The following is an 18,500-nucleotide window of genomic DNA, read 5'->3' as shown; positions in this document are numbered from 1 at the left end:
TGAAGCACATGGACCTCGAGGCGCTCACGGCCGCACGGCGCGACGAGTGGGCGCGGCTGGACGAGCTCAGCCGGGCGCGGCACCTCTCCGGGCCCGAGGTCGATGAGCTCGTGACGCGCTACCGCGCCGCGTCGGCCGATCTCGCCGACGCCAAGACCTCGGCCGGGCGCAGCATCCAGAGCGACTACGTCTCGACGATGCTCGCGCGCGCGCGGCTGCGGCTGACGGGCACCCCCGAGAACGTGCTGCGCCAGATCCCGCGGTTCTTCGCGCTTCAGCTTCCCGCCGCGCTGTACGGCCTGCGATGGACGACGCTCGCGATCGCGCTCGGGTTCATCGCCGTCGTGTGCGCGGTCGCGGTGTGGGTGTCGGCCGACCCCGCGCTCGTGGCGAGCCTCGGGTCTCGCGCGCAGCTCGAGCAGTACGCCGAGAACGAGTTCACCGAGTACTACAGCGAGAACCCCGCCGCCGTCTTCGCCGGCCAGGTGTGGACGAACAACGCCCTGATCGCCGCGCAGTGCGTGCTCTTCGGCATCACGGGCATCTGGCCGGTGATGGTGCTCGTGCAGAACGCCGTCGGCGTCGGGACGGCCGCGGCGGTCATGACCGCGTTCGATCGCGCCGACGTGTTCGTGCTCTACATCCTTCCGCACGGGCTGCTCGAGCTGACCAGCGTCTTCGTCGCCGCGGCGGCCGGCCTGCACGTGTTCTGGGCGTGGGTGGCACCAGGCCCGAGGCGGCGCGGCGAGGCGCTCGCAGCGGCGGGGCGTGCGCTGGCCACGGTCGCGATCGGGCTCGTCTTCGCGCTCGGCGTCTCGGGTCTCATCGAGGGCTTCGTGACGGCGCAGCCCTGGCCCTGGCCGGTGAAGATCGGCATCGGGGCGGCGGCGCTCGCGCTGTTCCTCGTGTACATGCTCGTCGTCGGCCGCCGAGCCCACCTGCTCGGCGAGACGGGGGATCTGACGGAGTACGAGGCCGGCACCCCGACCCTCGTCGCCGGCTGACCGACCCCGGTGTGCCCGCTGCGGCATTCGGGCTTGTTTTGAGTGACTCAAAACAACGCTAGGATCGGAGGGTGACCGACACTCCCGCGATCGACGCCGCCGACCGGCTGCGCGGCGCCGGGCTGCGGGTCACCGAACCCCGCCGGGCGGTCGTCGAAGCGCTCCGCGAGCGCGCGCACGCGAGCGCCGACGAGGTCTACACGATCGTCGGCCGATCACTGCCGGGCACGAGCCTGCAGTCGGTCTACAACGCGCTCGGCGACTTCGTCGACGCGGGCCTCGTCCGCCGCATCGAGCCCGCCGGTCGCCCCGGCCTGTTCGAGCTCCGCGTCGCCGACAACCACCACCACCTGATCTGCTCCGTGTGCGGGGCCGTCGAAGACGTCGACTGCGTCGTGGGCGAAGCGCCGTGCCTCACGCCCTCCGATGCGCTCGGCTACACGCTGCACGTCGCCGAGGTCACGTTCTACGGCGTCTGCCCCGCGTGCGCCGCCGCACCGGCATCCGCCCGCTGAAGCTCTCCTGCGTCCCGTTCGATTCCCGAGGAAGGAAAACAATGACCGATCACGACGACCTCGCCACCGGCATCGGAGGCGAGACCGAAGTCGACCAGGCTGTCACCGTCACCGAAGAGCCGCAGCCGGCCGGCGGCTGCCCGGTCGTGCACACCGCCCAGCCGCACCCGACCGCGGGCTCGGCGAACCGGGTGTGGTGGCCGAACCAGCTGAACCTGAAGATCCTCGCGAAGAACCCGGCGGTCGCGAACCCGCTCGGCGAGGACTTCGACTACAAGGCGGCCTTCGAGGCGCTCGACCTCGCCGCCGTCAAGAGCGACATCGAAGCGGCCCTCACCACGTCGCAGGACTGGTGGCCCGCCGACTTCGGCCACTACGGCCCGCTCGTGATCCGCATGGCGTGGCACGCGGCCGGCACCTACCGGGTCACCGACGGCCGGGGTGGCGGCGGCGCGGGGCAGCAGCGCTTCGCCCCGCTGAACAGCTGGCCCGACAACGTCAACCTCGACAAGGCTCGCCGTCTGCTGTGGCCGGTCAAGAAGAAGTACGGCCAGTCGATCTCGTGGGCCGACCTCATGATCCTCGCCGGCAACGTCGCGCTCGAGTCGATGGGCTTCAAGACCTTCGGCTTCGCCGGCGGCCGCAAGGACGTGTGGGAGCCCGACGACGACGTGTACTGGGGTCCCGAGACCACGTGGCTCGACGACAAGCGCTACTCCGGCGACCGCGACCTCGAGAAGCCGCTCGCCGCGGTGCAGATGGGCCTCATCTACGTCAACCCCGAAGGTCCCAACGGCAACCCCGACCCGCTGCTGGCGGCCCGCGACATCCGCGAGACGTTCTCGCGCATGGCGATGGACGACGAAGAGACCGTCGCCCTGATCGCCGGTGGGCACACCTTCGGCAAGACCCACGGCGCGGCAGCCGACTCGCACGTCGGCGACAACCCCGAAGCGGCCTCGATCGAGCAGCAGGGCCTCGGCTGGGCGAACTCGCACGGCACCGGCAAGGGCGACGACACCATCACGTCGGGCCTCGAGGTGACGTGGACGTACCACCCCACCCGCTGGGACAACGAGTTCTTCCACATCCTGTTCGCGTACGACTGGGAGCTGTTCCAGAGCCCGGCCGGCGCGCACCAGTGGCGTCCGAAGAACGGCGCGGGCTCCGACATGGTGCCGCTCGCGCACTCCGAGGGCCGCCGTGAGCCCCGCATGCTCACCACCGACCTGGCGCTGCGCTTCGACCCGATCTACGGTCCGATCTCGCAGCGCTTCGCGGAGGACCCGGATGCCTTCGCCGACGCCTTCGCCCGCGCGTGGTTCAAGCTGACCCACCGCGACATGGGCCCGATCGCCCGCTACCTCGGCCCCGAGGTCCCGGCCGAGGAGCTCATCTGGCAGGACCCGGTGCCGGCGGTCGACCACGAGCTGATCGACGCGGCGGACGCCGCCGCGCTCAAGGCGCAGATCCTCGACTCCGGCCTGACGGTCGCCGAGCTCGTCTCGACGACGTGGGCCGCGGCATCCTCGTTCCGCGGCAGCGACAAGCGAGGAGGCGTCAACGGCGCCCGCATCCGTCTCGCGCCGCAGAAGGACTGGGAGGTCAACAACCCGGCCCAGCTGGCCAAGGTGCTGGGCGTGCTCGAGGGCATCCGCGCCGCGTTCGAGGACGGCCGCACCGACGGCAAGAAGGTGTCGCTCGCCGACCTCATCGTGCTCGCGGGCAACGCCGCGGTCGAGAAGGCCGCGAAAGATGCCGGAGTCGAGGCGGAGGTGACGTTCCACCCGGGTCGCACCGACGCCTCGCTCGAGCAGACCGACGTCGACTCGTTCCGCTACCTCGAGCCGGTCGCCGACGGCTTCCGCAACTACTACGGTCCGCTCGCGGAACTGCCGGCCGAGTACCTGCTGCTCGACAAGGCCAACCTCCTGACGCTGTCGGCGCCCGAGATGACGGTCCTCGTCGGCGGTCTGCGCGCCCTCGGTGCGAACTGGGACGGCTCGGAGTACAGCGTGCTCACCGAGCGCCCGGGGGTGCTCACGAACGACTTCTTCGTGAACCTGCTCGACCTCGGCACGACGTGGAAGCCGCTCGACCCGGGAGCGCACGCGTTCCTCGGCACGAAGGACGGCTCGGGCGAGAAGGTCGGCATCGGCACGCGCGCCGACCTCGTGTTCGGCTCGAACTCGGAGCTGCGCGCCCTCGCCGAGGTGTACGCCTCGGACGACGCGAACGAGAGGTTCGTGCGCGACTTCGTCCGCGCCTGGGGCAAGGTCACCGAGCTCGACCGGTTCGACCTGGTCTGAGTCCCGCCGCGCGCAGAAGAGGCCCGTTCCCTCCGGGGGCGGGCCTCTTCTGTTGATCGGGTCGGGCTACTTCACGCGTCCCTCGGCGCGAACCGGGGGCAGCGTGCCCTTCGGCTCGAACAGAGCGCGGTGCAGGAGGCCGGCGATGATGCCACCCACGATCGGGAACACGATGAACACCCACAGCTGGCCGAGCGCACCCGCGCCGCCGTAGATCGCCGACGCGATCGAACGCGCAGGGTTGACCGACGTGTTGTCGATCGGGATCGAGATCAGGTGGATGAGAGTCAGTGTGAGGCCGATCGCGAGCGGCGCGAGCGCAGCGGTCCCGCGCGTGGAGTGGGTCACCCCGAGGATGATCAGCACGAAGATCGCCGTGAGCAGGATCTCGGCGATGATCGCCGCGCCGAGGCCGAACCCGCCGGGCGACAGCTCGCCGAAGCCGTTCGACGCGAAGCCGCCGTCCTGTGCGGTGGCGAGCCAGTCACCCGGACCGAAGAGACCGATCAGCACGATCATCGTCGTACCCAGCGCACCGCCGATGATCTGCGCGATGAGGTAGCCGATCGTGTTCCGCCACTCGAAGCGGCCGGCTGCGGCGAGGCCCAGCGTGATGGCGGGGTTGAAGTGGCCGCCCGAGATCGGCCCCCACGCATAGGCGCCGGCGACGACGGTCAGACCGAAGGCGAGCGCGACGCCCACGAACCCGATGCCGAGCGGGTTCCCTTCCGATCCGGCCGGGAAGTTCGCGGCGAACAGCGCGGCGCCGACACCGCCGAAGACGAGCAGAAATGTTCCGAGAGCCTCCGCGACCAGCCGGTTCACGGTGGTCGGCTCGATGGTGGTATCCGACATGGCGGACTCCTTTCCTCGTCGCGAGAGTAGCGGCATCCACAGCCGATTCTCAGGAAGCGGGGGCGGAGTGTCCGCGTCTGGCGCCGGACGCGCCGAGGTTTCGCCGCGTGTTCAGGCGTTCGTCGTCGATTCGACGGCTGCCGGATGCCGTAGCCGCCGCCGCGTCGGACCCGTCAGAGGCGGCCGGCGGCCTTGAGCGCCAGGTAGCGGTCGGCGATGCGCGGCGGGAGGTTCTCGGGGGAGTCGGCGATCGCTTCGGCGCCCGCGCGGCCGATGGCCGCGGCGACGATCTCGGCGTCGCGGTCGGCGCGCGCGATCGCCGCGGCACGGTAGGCGTCGTCGGCGTCGGGACGCGCCGGAGGGCTCTCACGATCGCCGGTGACCGTGCCGACCAGCACGTGGGCGTCGCGCACGAGCGCCGGCAGCGATCCGAGGAAGCCGCGGGCCGCCTCGGCGGCGTCCTGCGCGGTGAGCAGCACCACCAGCGACGGGCGCGAGGCGAGGCTGCGCACCTGGACGGACGCGGAGTCCCAGTCGGTGTCGATGAGCTGCGGCTCGACCGGGGCCATCGCATCCACGAGGGCGGGCAGGAGAGAAGGACCGTCGACGCGCGTGACGCGGGCACGGATCACGCGATCGAACATCAGCAGGTGGACGTGGTCGCCGGCCCGCGACGCGAGGGCGGCGAGCAGGAGAGCAGCCTCCATCGCGGCATCCAGTCGCACTCCGTCGCCCACACGGGCCGCGGAGGTGCGACCGGTGTCGATCACGATCACGACATGGCGGTCGCGTTCGGGGCGCCACGTGCGCAGCATGGTCGTGCTCGCGCGGGCGGTGGCCCGCCAGTCGATCGAGCGCACGTCGTCGCCGCGGACGTACTCGCGGAGGCTGTCGAACTCGGTGCCCTGCCCGCGCACCTGCACGCTCGTGTTGCCGTCGAGCTCGCGAAGCCGCGCCAGTCGTGACGGCAGATGCCGGCGCGCGGTGAAGGGCGGCAGCACGCGGAGCACGCCGGGAGCATCGAGGCGGGCCTGGCGCCCGGCGAGCCGCAGCGGACCGTCCGAGCGCACGGCGACGAACTCCGACCGCAGCTCGCCGCGGCGGCGGGGGAGCAGCGGAACCGTGATCGTGCGGCTCTCACCGGGAGGGATCGCGATCGCCGGGTACCCGGCCGGCGCGCCGGCCGTCGGCTGCCAGGCGTCGCGGACGCGGCCCCGCAGGGTGCGCCGGCCGGTGTTGCGCAGCGTCAGCTCGGCGACGACCGCGTGTCCGAGGAGCGTGCGGCGCGGCTGGGACCGCGAGATGCCCACGAGCCGCGGGTCGGGGGCGGTCGCGGCGTCGGCGAGCGCGGCGAGCAGGCACAGCAGCACCCACCCGGCGGCGGCGAGCCAGGCGTCGATGCCCGCCGCCGAGAGCAGCACGACAGGCACCGCTCCGAGCACGAGGAGCAGCGGCAATCGGCCGGTCACGTACATGGGTGAAAGTCTCCTCGTCCGCTGGGATCTCGCTAGAGCTCGCTACTCGATCTTGACCCGCATCGCATCAACGCGCCTTCGTCGCATTGATCCGACACGCGTCAAATCGGCACGCGGGTCTGCTGCAGCACCGAGCCCAGCACCGCGTCGACCGAGACGCCCTCGAGCTCGGCGTCGGGACGCAGCCGGATGCGGTGGCGCCACGTCGGCACGAGCATCGTCTGCACGTGGTCGGGCGTGATCGCCGGGTAGCCGCCCAGCCACGCCCACGCCTTCGACGCGGCCAGCAGGGCGGTCGCGGCGCGCGGGCTCACGCCCACCTGCACCGAGGGGCTGCGGCGCGTCGCCTGTGCGAGGTCCACCACATAGCCCAGCAGGTCGTCCGAGACGGTGACGGATGCCGCGGCCCGCTGCGCCGCGCGGATCTCGTCGGCGCTCGCCGCGCGGCCCAGTCCGGCGGCGGCCAGGTCGCGGGGGTCGAATCCGCTCGCGTGGCGGCGCAGCACGGCGAGCTCGGCATCCCGTGCCGGCACGTCGACGACGAGCTTCAGCAGGAACCGGTCGAGTTGTGCTTCGGGCAGCGTGTACGTGCCCTCGTGCTCGATCGGGTTCTGCGTGGCGGCGACGAGGAAGGGCTCCGGGAGCGGCCGGGTCACGCCGTCGGTCGAGACCTGGCGCTCCTCCATGGCCTCCAGGAGAGCCGCCTGGGTCTTGGGCGGGGTGCGGTTGATCTCGTCGGCGAGCACCACGTTCGTGAACACCGGACCCTCGCGGAACTCGAACTCGCCCGCCTTCGCGTCGTAGACGAGCGACCCCGACACGTCGCCGGGCATGAGGTCGGGCGTGAACTGGATGCGCTTGGTGTCCAGGCCCAGCGCCGTCGAGAACGCGCGTACCAGCAGCGTCTTGGCGACACCGGGTACGCCCTCCAGGAGCACGTGGCCGCGCGCGAGCAGGGCGATGAGGAGGCCGGTGACCGTGCCGTCCTGTCCGATGACGGCCTTGCCGACTTCGATGCGCACGCGGTTCATCGCCTCACGCAGTGCGGCGTCGTCGGGAGGCGTGGCCAGAGGCGCCTCGGAGTCGATACGGGGCTCACTCATCAAGGGGTCCTTTCGGTTCCTGAGCTGGTTCCGGGTGCGGAGCTCGTCGACGGGCGCACCGCGGCGTGCACGGCGTCCTCGAGGTGTCGCAGGCTCGTGGTCAGCGCCACGAGGTCGGCGTCGCTGCGCGGGTCGTCGTCGAACAGGATGCCGCGCACCGCGCCGCGGTCGAGCCCGGTGCGTCCGGCCACGGCGTCGGCGATCTCGGGCGCCGAGGAGGCGGGTCCGAGGCCCAGCAGCCGGGCGAGGCGGCGCAGCGTGCCGATCCGCAGCTGGTCGGCGGCGTGGAGCGGGTCGCGGGCGCGGGCGTAGAGGCGTGCGCGTCCTTCGGTGGTCTCGGACGCGCGGACGGTGACGGGCAGGCGCTCGGCCACGAGCGGCCCGAACCGGCGACCGCGCCAGATGCCCGCGGCGATCCCCGCGACCAGAAGCAGCACGATGACGGGGCTGACCCACGGCGGCGTGAGCTCGCCGAGCGACGGATCCGCGTCGGCGAGGTCGCTGTCGCCGGGACTCGGCACGTACCAGACGACGACCGGATGCCGACCCAGGAGGTTGACCCCGAGTGCGGCGTTCCCCTCTTCGGCGAGGTGCTCGTTGGTGAACAGCGCGCGCCCGTCGACGGCTGCGACACGGCCGCCGCCGGAATGCCCGGCGGTGAGGAGGCCGTACGCGTCGCCGCTCGGGTAGCAGCCGATCACCTCGACCCCCGCGGCGTACACGGCGCCGGGTGCGATCGGGCCGGCGCGGCGGGCGTCCGGCAGGGCGCAGGCGGGATCGACCGCCTCGACGGATGCCGCGCCCGCCGGCTCCGATCCGTCCAGCAGCAGGTCGAGCGTGCGCGCGCGGGGCTCGATCAGCACGACGTCGGCGGCCGCTGACGCCAACTGCGCCACGGCGTCGTCCGAGAGGGCCGGGGCGTCGGGCAGGACGAGGGTTGCGGGCGCGGCGCGCAGTGCCTCGGTCGCAGTCTGCCGGTCGCGCGCGACGACGACCTCCACGCCGTGGTCGCGCAGGACCTCGGCGAGGGCGCGCGTTCCGGACGGACCCGCCGACGCCGGGTCGAGGGCGCCGCGGGAGGCCCACTGGTTCGCCGTCGACATCGCGGCGCCGATCCCGCCGATCGCGAGCAGGGCGAGCCCGATCACGATCCAGGTCGCGACCCGGCGTCCCCGGCGCGGGCTGAGGACGGTGGTGGGCGCCTCGCGGGGCGTCGTCGCCGCGGTCATGCGGCGGGCCTCGGTGTGCGGCGTCGCAGATCCGCCACGCTGCGTCGGCCCGTCGCCTGCTCGAGCGGCGTGCCGGCCGGAATCTGCGCCGCCGTGCCTCCGACCCTCACGCCGGGACCTCCTCGCGCACGACCGGCCGCGCCGCCGCGACGGCGTCGTCGACCGACGCGACGATCGCGTACAGTTCGGCCGTTCCGGGCCGGCGCAGATACCTCACGTCGTCGAATACGGTCGCCGCCTGCTCGACGCGGTCGCCCAGCGCCGGGAACACCCGCGCCGCCGCGCGGGCGAACGCATGGACCGTGGCGCCGGGCGGCGGGTCGACCACGCCCCGCTCGGCGCACCCTCGAGCGAGCGCGCGGAAGCGCAGCACGATCGCGGCGTGCCACTCGGCGGCGCGCGCATGCGTGTCGGCCTCGGCGCGCAACTGGGCCGCCGACCGCTGCTCGGCCTCGCCGAACAGGACGGATGCCGGGGCGGCGGCGCGTCGCGACGCCCGCGGCATTCCCCAGATGAGGAAGGCCGCGACGATCACCACGACCACGACGATCGCGGCGACGAGGGCGAACGTCGACCCCCACGCGCCCGAGATGTCGGGGTTGAACAGGGTCGCGAAGAAGTCACCGATGGCTCGCGCGATGCGGTCGAACGGCGTGGGCTCGGCGATGTCGTACGCGGGGTCCGACAGCTCCTGCTCCGCCCACTCCCGTGCCTCGTCGCCGTCCGGAGTCAGCGGAGGGACGGCGTCGGCGGCGCGCCCGAGCGCCGGGAAGGCGAGCATCAAGCCCACGGCGCCTCTCGGTCGTCGCCCGGCGAGGCGCCGGGCGCGGTCCACCTGGTCGGCGCCGGCGGAGCTTCGGCAGAGGCATCCGTCTGCGGCACGCCCTCGTCAGGCGATGCGGGCTGCGCGGGCGCGACGGGCGACTGCGGGGCGTGCGATGCCGGCGCCGCAGGCGCCTGAGGCGACGGGGAGTGCGGCGGCGCGGCGTACGCGGGCTGCGCCGGGAACGGCGCCTGCGCCGGATACGATGGCGGCGCGGCATACGGCTGCGCCGGGTACGCGGCGGGGGAGGGCGGCGGTGCGCCCGGATAGGCGCCCGGCGCGCCGTAGGCGGGCGCGCCGTAGGCGGGCGCGCCGTAGGCACCGGCCCATCCTCGGGGGGCGACCGCACGGCCGATGTGCTCGCGATAGGGGTCCGCGAGGCCCGTGGCCCCGGCATCCCGTCGCTCCACGTACGCGAGCAGGTCGAGATCGAGCCCCTCACGGCGCATGCGGCAGTCGATGTAGATGATCGCGGTCGCGGTGGCCTGCACGACCACGGCGACCGACTGCAGCAGGAGGGTCAGCGCCTGCGTGAGCAGTGCCGTCACGATCAGTCCGATGATCGCGCTCGGCTCGGGATCGCCCGTCGGGGCGATGATCGTGGTGAGCCCGACCGACAGGAACGAGAAGGGGATGCTCACGACCTGGGCCACGGTCGCGAAGATGACGCCGATGACCAGGATGATGCCCAGTGCCGGCCAGAACCTGCCGCGCGTGAGCGTCCACGAGCGCGATAGCGCCTGCAGGATCGTGGCGTGCTCGACGATGATCGCTGCCGGCACGAGCAGCAGCTTGATCATGAGCCACCAGGTGAGCGGGACCGCCGCGATGAAGAGGAACACCGTGAGCAGGATCGCGACCGGCGGCGCGAGGACCGCGACGGCGATCACGCCCGCCACGACGAGCACCACGAGCGCGAGGACGGCGAGGATGACGAGCAGCGAGTAGCCGATCAGGCGCCACACGATCGGCTTGATCTGTCGCCACAGCGCACCGAGGGACAGCTTCTCGGCGACCGCCGCGTGGGTCACCTCGACGACGACGATGCCCTGCACGATGACGCTCAGCGCGCCGGCGGCGAGCGACAGCACGATGCCGGTGACCGCGACGAGCGCGATCGACCCCGCCATCACGGTGTCGTATTCCTCGGTTCCCGGACGCAGCGTGTCGAGCCGCGAGAACGTCGCCCACGCCACGGCGAGGATGCCGGCCAGCACCACGATGTACGCGAGCGTCTGGACGATCAGCGCGAAGCCGAGCAGCACGCGGGGGTTCTGCCGCAGCGCCGAGAACGAGCGCCCCAGGATCGTGCCGAACCCGAGCGGATGGAGCGGGATGATCCCGGGACGGGATGCCGGCGTCCAGGCGGGGTGGGCGGTCACGGGATCCCCTCTCCATCGTGCGGCGTCGAGCCGGGCGCGCGGTGGCGTCCGGCCGGATCCCTATCGTTTCACACGAGCGGACGCATTCCGCGTCGCTGTTCCGGAGCGCGTGGTCCCGATCCGCACCCCAGGTCGACGCGACGAGTCCGGGACGATCGTCATGGTCTGCAACGACGCGCGAGTCTCGGAGTGAGGCTCTGGCTTTCGTTATCGACTCGTGATCGTCCAACGCCGGCGGCGACTCTAATCTCATCGCTAGCGACCGCGCCAACCGGGTCCGTTCGCTCATGCAAAGGGATTCATATGTCGCGACTGGGCCGGTCTGCTGTCGTTTCGGTGTTGTTGACGGTGGTGCTGGTGGTGAGTCCGGTGTCGCCTGCGTTGGGGGATGTTCTCGCGGGGCGGTGGGTGGTGGCCGAGTTTCGGCCGCTGGAGGCGGTGCCGGTGCCGGATGGCGGTGAGTTGAACGGTGATCAGGTCGACCTGCTGGGGCTGCCTGTCGCGGTCGGCGAGGAGCCGGAAGGCGACGAGGCGACCGCGGTGCTGGTCGATGTGCCCGACACGGCCTCGGTCGCCCTTCCGCCTGCGGATCTGACGACCGTGCCAATTCCGGTGTCGTCGGAGTCGGAGCTTGACACTGAGGGTTTGACCGTGGTGCGTCGCGGCGAGCAGTGGACGATCTTCCGCCGGGAGGATGGGTCGGTGGTGCGCCGGGTTTCGCCGGAGCCGGAGAACTACCTCAACGATGAGGGCCGGTGGGTGCCGATCTCGACCGAGGTCACTGCTACCGGGGACGGGTTCGAGGTAGCGGGTCACCCGCTCGAGCCGACGTTCGCCGCGAACGCCGACGACGCTGATCTCGTCGCGGTCACCCACCAGGGTTACGACGTGACGCTCACCCCGGTCGGGTTCGAGGGTGCGGATGCGGAGGAGCTGACCGATGATGAGCGTGACGGTGTGGTGTACGAGGATGTTCGGCCGGGCGTTGACCTGGAGTATGAGGTCGAGCGGACACAGGTCAAAGAGACGCTGATCCTGCACACACTGCCCGCCGGGGAGGCGTCGTGGAGTTGGGTGCTCGACCCGGGCACGCTCACCCCGCTGCTGGATGAGGCCGGTGCGGTGCTGCTCAACGATGCCGCTGGTGAGACGGTGGTCGCGATTCCGACGCCGGTGGCGTGGGACTCCTCCGGAGTGAAGGAGGAGTCCTCCGATGTGGTGATCAACCCGACTCCCACGCTCACGCAGGCAGCGGATGGGTCCTGGCGGTACACGCTCGCGATTGATCCGGCGTGGCTTGCCGCGGAGGATCGCGTGTTCCCGGTGTTCGTGGATCCGACGCTGGCGACGGGGGCGTCGTATGTGAAGTCGTTCAAGTCCGATGGTGCGGTGTATGACGGGCAGTCGCATACCGGGAACACACGCCAGAACAACACGAATGTGTTTTGGCGGGCGTTGACCTCGTATCCGTACGGTGCTGCGCCGGGGCAGTTCATCGGCAACGCGTCGTTGCGGTATGTGTATGACGGGTTGGGGACGACGAGTGTGCAGCCGCAATGGGTGAACTGGGCGACCTGTTTGGGTTACAACTGTGTGGGCACCGACATCGCGAACTTCAATCTGGGCAGCGCGGATGCGTGGACCGCGGGGTATGGGGACACCGCGTTGGCGCAGCATCTGGTGAACCGGTTCAAGGTGGGGGACACCGGGGTGACTTTCATCACGCGTGGTTCGGAGGGGGGCAGTTACACGCATAAGCGGGTCCGGACCGAGTTGTATGTGGACTACTGGGGTTGGCCTTCGGTGTCGTTGACGACGGGAGCGGGGACGCCGGGGAATGGGTCGACTGGTGCGTCGCTGACCCCGGTGCTGCGGTGGAGCGGGAGTGAGTCGTCGCCGCACTCGGATGTGAAGAACTACCTGGTAGAGGTGTCGGCGAACTCGAACATGTCCTCGCCGGTGTGGACGGGCGGGTGGACCACGGCGACGACTGCGACAGTCCCAGAGAGTGTGCTGCAGCCGGGGACCAAGTATTACTGGCGGGTTCGGATCCGTGACGCGCATCATGGGTGGCTGGGTCAGTCGACGGAGCGGTTGAGCGGGGTGTGGTCGTTCACCACCAACCGGGTGCCGCCGACACCTCCGGCGGAGACCGCGACGCCCGGGTCGGACCCGCTTCCGGCGACGGTGACCACGGTGACGCCGACGTTGCAGGTGGATGCGGTCACTGATCCGGACAATCATCCTGCTGGGGCGACGATCACGTATGAGTTCAAGATCGCCACGGGTATGGATGGGAAGTCCGGGGCCGTGTACACGTCGGGCCCGGTGACTGCTGGCTCCGACGGGAAGGCCAGATGGACGGTGCCGGCGGGGGTGCTGCGCGACGGCGGCGTGTATGCGTGGGTGGTGCAGCCATCGGATGGGTTGAGCAAGAACGCGAATCCGGCGTGGTCGAAGAAGATCAAGGTCGATCTGCGACTGGGCGCGACCGGTCCTTCGCCGTTCGACACTGCGGGCCCGGTGGCGGTGAACCTGGCGAACGGAAACGTGAACCTGTCGTACTCGTCGCCGACGGTCAGTACCCTGGGCGGGCCGATGGGGATGTCGTTCAGCTACAACTCCCAGCATGTCGCGGGCGCTGATCAGGGTCTGGTGGGTTGGTATTACAGCGGTCTGGACAGTCTGGGAAACCCGCCGTCCACCCCGGCTGGGTACACCTTCAGCGGGAAGCAGCCGATTCAGGTGCGCACTGACAAGACCGTCGGGTTCAACTGGGGCACCGGGTCTCCGGGAGCGGGCATCGCGAGCGACTACTTCATGGCCAAATGGGTGGGGTTCATCAGGGTGCCGCACCAGTCCACCGGGTGGCGGTTCGGGCTGCGTCACGACGACGGTGTTGTGCTGTCGGTGAACGGGTCGAAGCTGATCGACAAGTGGGTGCATGGGTCGACGACGACGTGGAGCGGGAACGTCAACCTGTCCGGCGATTCTGTCCCGATTCACTTGGAGTATTTCGAGGGCGTCGGCGCCGCGAATCTGGAGCTGATGGTGGACGACGTCAACGACAGCGAGCCGGCGAAGGTCGTCCCCACACAGTGGTTGTTCACCACCCCGCAGGTGTTGCCTGAGGGATGGTCTTCGTCCTCGCCGATCGCCGGGGCTGGGTCGGCGTGGGTGTCCGCCGTCCGTGAGCAGTCCGCGGTGGTGCTGACCGATCTCACCGGCCGCACGCACACCTATACCCGCGCGTCGACTGGCGGGTACACCGCCCCGGCGGGCGAGTACGGGGTGGTGTCGCTCGATGGGAACGGTCGGGTGGTGTTCACCGACGAGGACGGCACGGTGTACCAGTTCGATGGGAACGGGCGCGTCGAGTCCGCCACCCCGGTCGTGGATGGGCTGAAGCCGGCCGGCCCGCAGCTGATCTACAGCAAAGGTGTCGTCACCGAGATCGTTGACCCGGTCTCCAAGAACGGGACCACCTATGACCGCAAGATCGCGTTGGTGTATCAGAACGCGGCGCTGACAGCATGCCCCACGCTGCCGCCGACATATGAGCCGGCGCCGGTCGGCATGCTGTGCCAGCTCAAGTACCCCGACTCGGGCGCTGATCTCGGCAAGATGACGTCGCTGTACTACTCCGCCGGGAAGCTGTGGCTGATCGAGGACCCGGGCGGGGAGCGGACGTGGTTCGGTTGGTCCGGCGACCAGCTCACTGCGGTGCGGGACTCGGTCACCAGCGACTACCTGTTGAGCCTTCCCGAGCCCACCGGGTACGCGCCTCCCACCATCGACATCGCGTACGCGGCCGACGGGCGGGTGAGTAGCGTCACCCTTCCCGCCGCTGACGGATCCGAGAACGGTGCCCGGCTGAAGAAGGAATATGCCTACGCCCCGGCGCAGGGCGGGCAGTTGGCATACACCACCGTCAGCAACCCGGCGGTGTCGGGGGCTGTCTCCACTGTCACGTACGACTCGGCGTGGCGTCAGGTGCGCACCACCAGCCCGCTCGGCGTGTGGAGCGAGCAGGCCTGGCATCCGCAGAAAGATCTGCCGCTGGCCACCACCACCTCCGCCGGGGCGACCACGACGAGCGTGTACGACTCGCAGACCGACCGGCTCACCGATGCGTACGGCCCGGCCCCCGGGGCATGCTTCAGCGGCGATGGCCGCCCCGTGCCCGACCCGGCCGGGGCGCCGGGGTGTGGCATCCTGCCCGCCCACACCGCCACGACCTACGATGCGAACCTGGCAGGCCTGCAGGCCACCTACTACAGCAACCGCACCCTGTCAGGGAAGCCTGTGAAGTTCGCGCACGGCATCGGCACCAGCGACGGCCGGATAGACGCCACGTGGGCTGATTCTCCGGGTGCTCCCGTCCCGGCGGACAACTGGTCGCTGCGGTTGACAGGTCTTCTCACCTTCCCCGCTCCGGGCAGCTACACGTTGCAGGTCACCAGCGACGACGGGGTGCGGGTATGGCTGGACGACACCAACCAGATCGACCGGTGGATCCCGCAGTCGCCGACGGCCACGCAGAGCCCCGTGATCCAGGTCGACGCAGCCGACCTCACCCGCCGCATCCGAGTGGAGTACTTCGAAGGCACCAGCAGCGCAACCCTCAAACTGGCGTGGAAGAAGTCCACCGACACCGGATACACCGTCGTTCCCGGCAGCGCGCTGCGCCCCGACTACGGTCTGACCACCACCACCACCGCGGATGACAGCACCACGGTGACCGGGGCGGCAGCTCCGGCCGTGACGGCGTCGTTCGGGTATCAGCACCCGTGGCTGGGCCAGGCGACGGAGTCGACGGTCGACCCGTCCGGGTTGGCGTTGAAGACGAAGGTGAGTTTCGAGCAGCCCGGTGGGGCGGGGTGGTTGCGGCGGCTCACCCGCACCCTGCCCGCCGGCACCACGCCCGGCGCCCCCACGACCGCTGCGGCCACCAGCGCGTACTACGGCGACCTCGAAACCGCGCCGGCGGGGCAGAGTTGTGTGCCTGCCGGGACGAAACAGTTCGGTGGCCTGAAGTCAACCACCGGCCCCACGCCGGCCGCCGGAGGCGCCATCGTCACGGAGTACGTGTACGACCTGTGGGGTCGGGTTGCCGGAACGAAGACATCGGGCGACACGGCATGGTCATGCACCAGCTACGACACCCGCGGCCGTAGCATCAGCCAGAGCATCGCCGGCCCCGCCGGCGTGGCCACCCAGACCGTCACCACCCAGCACACACCGGTCACCGCCGGGCTGAAGGTGGAAGCATTCACCGGCGCCGCTCCGGCCAACGCGGACGGCAGCACCGTGACCACGGTCACAGATCTGCTGGGCCGGGTCGTCTCCAGCACCGACGCGTGGGGAACGGTCACAACCACCACGTACGAGCCGGGCACCGGCCGGGTGGCGACGGTGACCACCGCGGCGCCCGGGCAGTCCGCCTCGACCGCGTCGTTCGGGTATGACCTGGACGGGAAGGTGATCTCCTCCAAGCTCAACGGGGTGGAGCTGGCCGCGGTCACGTACGACGCACAGCAGTTGCTGCAGTCGGTGTCGTACGGCGGCGCGGTCGCGTTGACCGCGGTGACGCGTGATGCGGCGTTGCGGACTACGGGACAGCAGTGGACCGTCGGCGCAGAGGCGTTGGTTGACACCGTCGCGAGGTCGCAGTCCGGCCGGATCGTGCAGCACACCCTCACCCGGGGCGCGACCACGCATGCGGCGACGTATGGGTACGACGCGGCGGGCCGGTTGGTGACCGCGAGCATCCCTGGGCACGAGTTGACTTACAGTTTCGCCGGCACTGGTGGGTGCGGTGTGAACACCGCCGCGGGTGCGTCGGGAAACCGCGCCGCTGTCACCGACACCTATACCCCGGGCGACGGCGGCACCCCGGTCACCACGACAACCCAGTACTGCTACGACTGGGCGGACCGTCTCACCGGCAGCACCGTCACCGACCCGGTCGCGGGCGCGAACACGGTCAGCGACGGGCTCGCTGCCGCCGACATCGAGTACGACGTCCGCGGCAACATCACCCGCCTGGCTGACATGCAGTTCACCTACGACGCCGCGAACCGGCACATCAGCACCACTTACGACGACGGGTCGACCGTCGTGATCGTGCGGGATGTCACCGGGCGGGTCATCTCCCGCACCGTCGACCCGGCCGGCGCCGCGCCCGCAGTAACCACGAAGTGCCTGTATGCCGGGGCTGGGGATGCCGCCTGGGGGCAGGTGGTGGGATCCACGATGACCCGGACGATCGGGTTGCCCGGTGGGGTGTCGTGGTCGAAGGTCGGGACCGGGCCGACGGTGTTGTCGATCCCGAGCCTGCTCGGACACACCATCCTCACCCGCACCGGCACCAGCAACGGTGCCAATCAGTTGTGGGACCCGTACGGGCAACCCCTCGACCCGGTCACCCTCGCCATCGGCACAACCGCCGCCGATGACGCAGGTCAACTGCACGGCAACACCGGCTGGCACCAGGGCGCACTCAAACCCGCCGAGTCGGTCGGATCAACCGCCGTGGTCGAGATGGGTGCCCGCCTCTACGTGCCCGCCCTCGGCCGGTTCCTGCAAGTCGACCCCGTCGAAGGTGGCGTCGACAACGACTACGTCTGGCCGACGGACCCCATCAACAAGAACGATCTGACCGGGAAATTGACCGCTGACTCGGCCGAACGGTGGATTCGATCTGGGCACAAGATCACTTCGCTGGGCGCTAGGAACTGGAACGACCCGACCTATCAGCTCAATCCCGCCCTGCGCAAGGAACACGGCGGATTGTGGATAGGAAAGAGTCCGCGAGGGATCACACCATCCTCGCGACCGTCGAGCCCACCGATGCGAAGGCCAGCCGGGCCGCTGTTCTCAGTTCGACCCGGAAGTGTGGGTAGCGTCACGTTAACCGGCTGCCTCGCGGTGTGTGGCCAGTTTGGTTACCAGGGTGGCTTGATCGCTGGCATCGGTTTTGGGCCCGAATCATCAGCTACGCTCACGGTCGGTGGCTCGTATGTTCATGGGCCGTCGAGTGGAATCCAGCAGGAGGTCGGCTGTTCCGCGGCTTGGGGTCCCATCGGTGCGTCATACTCACGCGGGAATGACGTCGGAACCGGTGCTTTGAGCGAGGGGCTTGGCTTCAGCGTTGGTTTAGGCGGAGGTTGTTCTGCGATGTGGGTGTTCGGACCATGAATGTGCGAGTGCTTGCTCTTTCGATGCTTCTCTTGCTGATCTTCTCTCTGGGGCCGCTCCTCATCGGATGGCACCGCCAGATCTGGGCTTGGGTACGCCCACAACTGGTGGGAACGCTCGGACGCGTCGGGCGACCTCTTGAAGGCAAGCCGGAAAGTTCACCACTAATTTGGGTCGCCTTCGGAGGACCCCTTATCGCGATTCTTGGTGCTCGCGACGTGTGGGGTTCAGACGCCGCACTCCTCTCGCAGGCACTCGCTGCCTACCCCGTGGTCGATGTCGTTGGGATTGGCCTGTTTGTCGCGGGGCAGGTCGGGCTCATTCTGGGGCGGCGCGCTGGACGACTCGTTCCCGGGGTGAGACGCTCCGGGTCCCACAGACTGGTGGCTTTTTGGCTCGCTGCCTGCCTTACGGTCCTTGGTGCAGCCATGATCGCGGTGTGTGTCGCGATCGTCGCCCAAGTGTGAGGTTCTCGGGTAGATCCCAGCCAGGCTGCAGATCGACACCGGGCTAGGAATCAGTCGCCGACACCGCCGTGCCAGGAGCAAGCGCCCTGAACGCCACCGGACGTCGACCACGTGCCGTCCTCGCACCGCACCGTGCTG

General features: G+C 70.1%; 10 protein-coding genes. 4 read left to right on the top strand and 6 right to left on the bottom strand.

All coding sequences use genetic code 11. From position 1 onward, the window contains the following. Positions 1–8 precede the first annotated feature (8 nt). The 3 genes from IM778_RS11910 to katG all read left to right on the top strand — a co-directional run bounded on the left by IM778_RS11910 (position 9) and on the right by katG (position 3,828). Positions 9–1,004, top strand: a complete 996-nt coding sequence (locus tag IM778_RS11910) for a stage II sporulation protein M (protein WP_194409092.1) — start codon at positions 9–11, stop codon at positions 1,002–1,004. A 71-nt stretch (positions 1,005–1,075) separates the two neighbouring features. After that, complete coding sequence (locus IM778_RS11905) at positions 1,076–1,519, top strand: Fur family transcriptional regulator (protein WP_194409091.1); 444 nt, start codon at positions 1,076–1,078, stop codon at positions 1,517–1,519. 41 nt (positions 1,520–1,560) lie between these two features. Next, entirely contained in the window at positions 1,561–3,828 is a 2,268-nt protein-coding gene (gene katG / locus IM778_RS11900; protein WP_228484522.1) for a catalase/peroxidase HPI, read from the top strand. 66 nt (positions 3,829–3,894) lie between these two features. On the opposite strand, the gene aqpZ is transcribed toward katG, so the two are convergent. The 6 genes from aqpZ to IM778_RS11870 form a co-directional block, all read right to left on the bottom strand. Continuing rightward, the gene (gene aqpZ / locus IM778_RS11895) at positions 3,895–4,683 is read right to left on the bottom strand and encodes an aquaporin Z (protein WP_194409090.1); all 789 of its coding nucleotides are present in this window, start codon (positions 4,681–4,683) and stop codon (positions 3,895–3,897) included. A gap of 173 nt (positions 4,684–4,856) precedes the next feature. After that, positions 4,857–6,158, bottom strand: coding sequence for a DUF58 domain-containing protein (locus IM778_RS11890; RefSeq protein WP_194409089.1), 1,302 nt, complete (start codon positions 6,156–6,158; stop codon positions 4,857–4,859). Positions 6,159–6,259: 101 nt separating this feature from the next. Beyond that, the gene (locus IM778_RS11885; RefSeq protein WP_194409088.1) at positions 6,260–7,261 is read right to left on the bottom strand and encodes an AAA family ATPase; all 1,002 of its coding nucleotides are present in this window, start codon (positions 7,259–7,261) and stop codon (positions 6,260–6,262) included. Next, entirely contained in the window at positions 7,261–8,490 is a 1,230-nt protein-coding gene (locus tag IM778_RS11880) for a DUF4350 domain-containing protein (RefSeq protein WP_194409087.1), read from the bottom strand. The genes IM778_RS11885 and IM778_RS11880 overlap by 1 nt, the downstream gene beginning before the upstream one ends. Positions 8,491–8,596: 106 nt before the next feature. Beyond that, positions 8,597–9,271: a DUF4129 domain-containing protein gene (locus IM778_RS11875; protein ID WP_228484843.1), complete on the bottom strand. Its 675-nt coding sequence runs from the start codon at positions 9,269–9,271 to the stop codon at positions 8,597–8,599. Beyond that, positions 9,271–10,695, bottom strand: coding sequence for a DUF7847 domain-containing protein (locus IM778_RS11870; protein WP_194409085.1), 1,425 nt, complete (start codon positions 10,693–10,695; stop codon positions 9,271–9,273). The genes IM778_RS11875 and IM778_RS11870 overlap by 1 nt, the downstream gene beginning before the upstream one ends. 303 nt (positions 10,696–10,998) lie before the next feature. Here IM778_RS11870 and IM778_RS11865 point away from each other — a divergent pair, with 303 nt between their 5' ends. Continuing rightward, positions 10,999–17,895: a PA14 domain-containing protein gene (locus IM778_RS11865; RefSeq protein ID WP_194409084.1), complete on the top strand. Its 6,897-nt coding sequence runs from the start codon at positions 10,999–11,001 to the stop codon at positions 17,893–17,895. The last annotated feature ends 605 nt before the right edge of the window (positions 17,896–18,500 follow it).

This window comes from Microbacterium cremeum (assembly GCF_015277855.1).
GTDB lineage: Bacteria > Actinomycetota > Actinomycetes > Actinomycetales > Microbacteriaceae > Microbacterium > Microbacterium cremeum.
Note: the sequence above shows the minus strand (reverse complement) of the source record. Positions and strands in the feature narration are given on the sequence as shown.

Coding starts and splice junctions, on each gene's coding strand:
- IM778_RS11910 (WP_194409092.1), top strand. CDS start 9: ATGGACCTCGAGGCGCTCACGGCCGCACGGCGCGACGAGTGGGCGCGG.
- katG (WP_228484522.1), top strand. CDS start 1,561: ATGACCGATCACGACGACCTCGCCACCGGCATCGGAGGCGAGACCGAA.
- aqpZ (WP_194409090.1), bottom strand. CDS start 4,683: ATGTCGGATACCACCATCGAGCCGACCACCGTGAACCGGCTGGTCGCG.
- IM778_RS11890 (WP_194409089.1), bottom strand. CDS start 6,158: ATGTACGTGACCGGCCGATTGCCGCTGCTCCTCGTGCTCGGAGCGGTG.
- IM778_RS11885 (WP_194409088.1), bottom strand. CDS start 7,261: ATGAGTGAGCCCCGTATCGACTCCGAGGCGCCTCTGGCCACGCCTCCC.
- IM778_RS11880 (WP_194409087.1), bottom strand. CDS start 8,490: ATGACCGCGGCGACGACGCCCCGCGAGGCGCCCACCACCGTCCTCAGC.
- IM778_RS11875 (WP_228484843.1), bottom strand. CDS start 9,271: ATGCTCGCCTTCCCGGCGCTCGGGCGCGCCGCCGACGCCGTCCCTCCG.
- IM778_RS11865 (WP_194409084.1), top strand. CDS start 10,999: ATGTCGCGACTGGGCCGGTCTGCTGTCGTTTCGGTGTTGTTGACGGTG.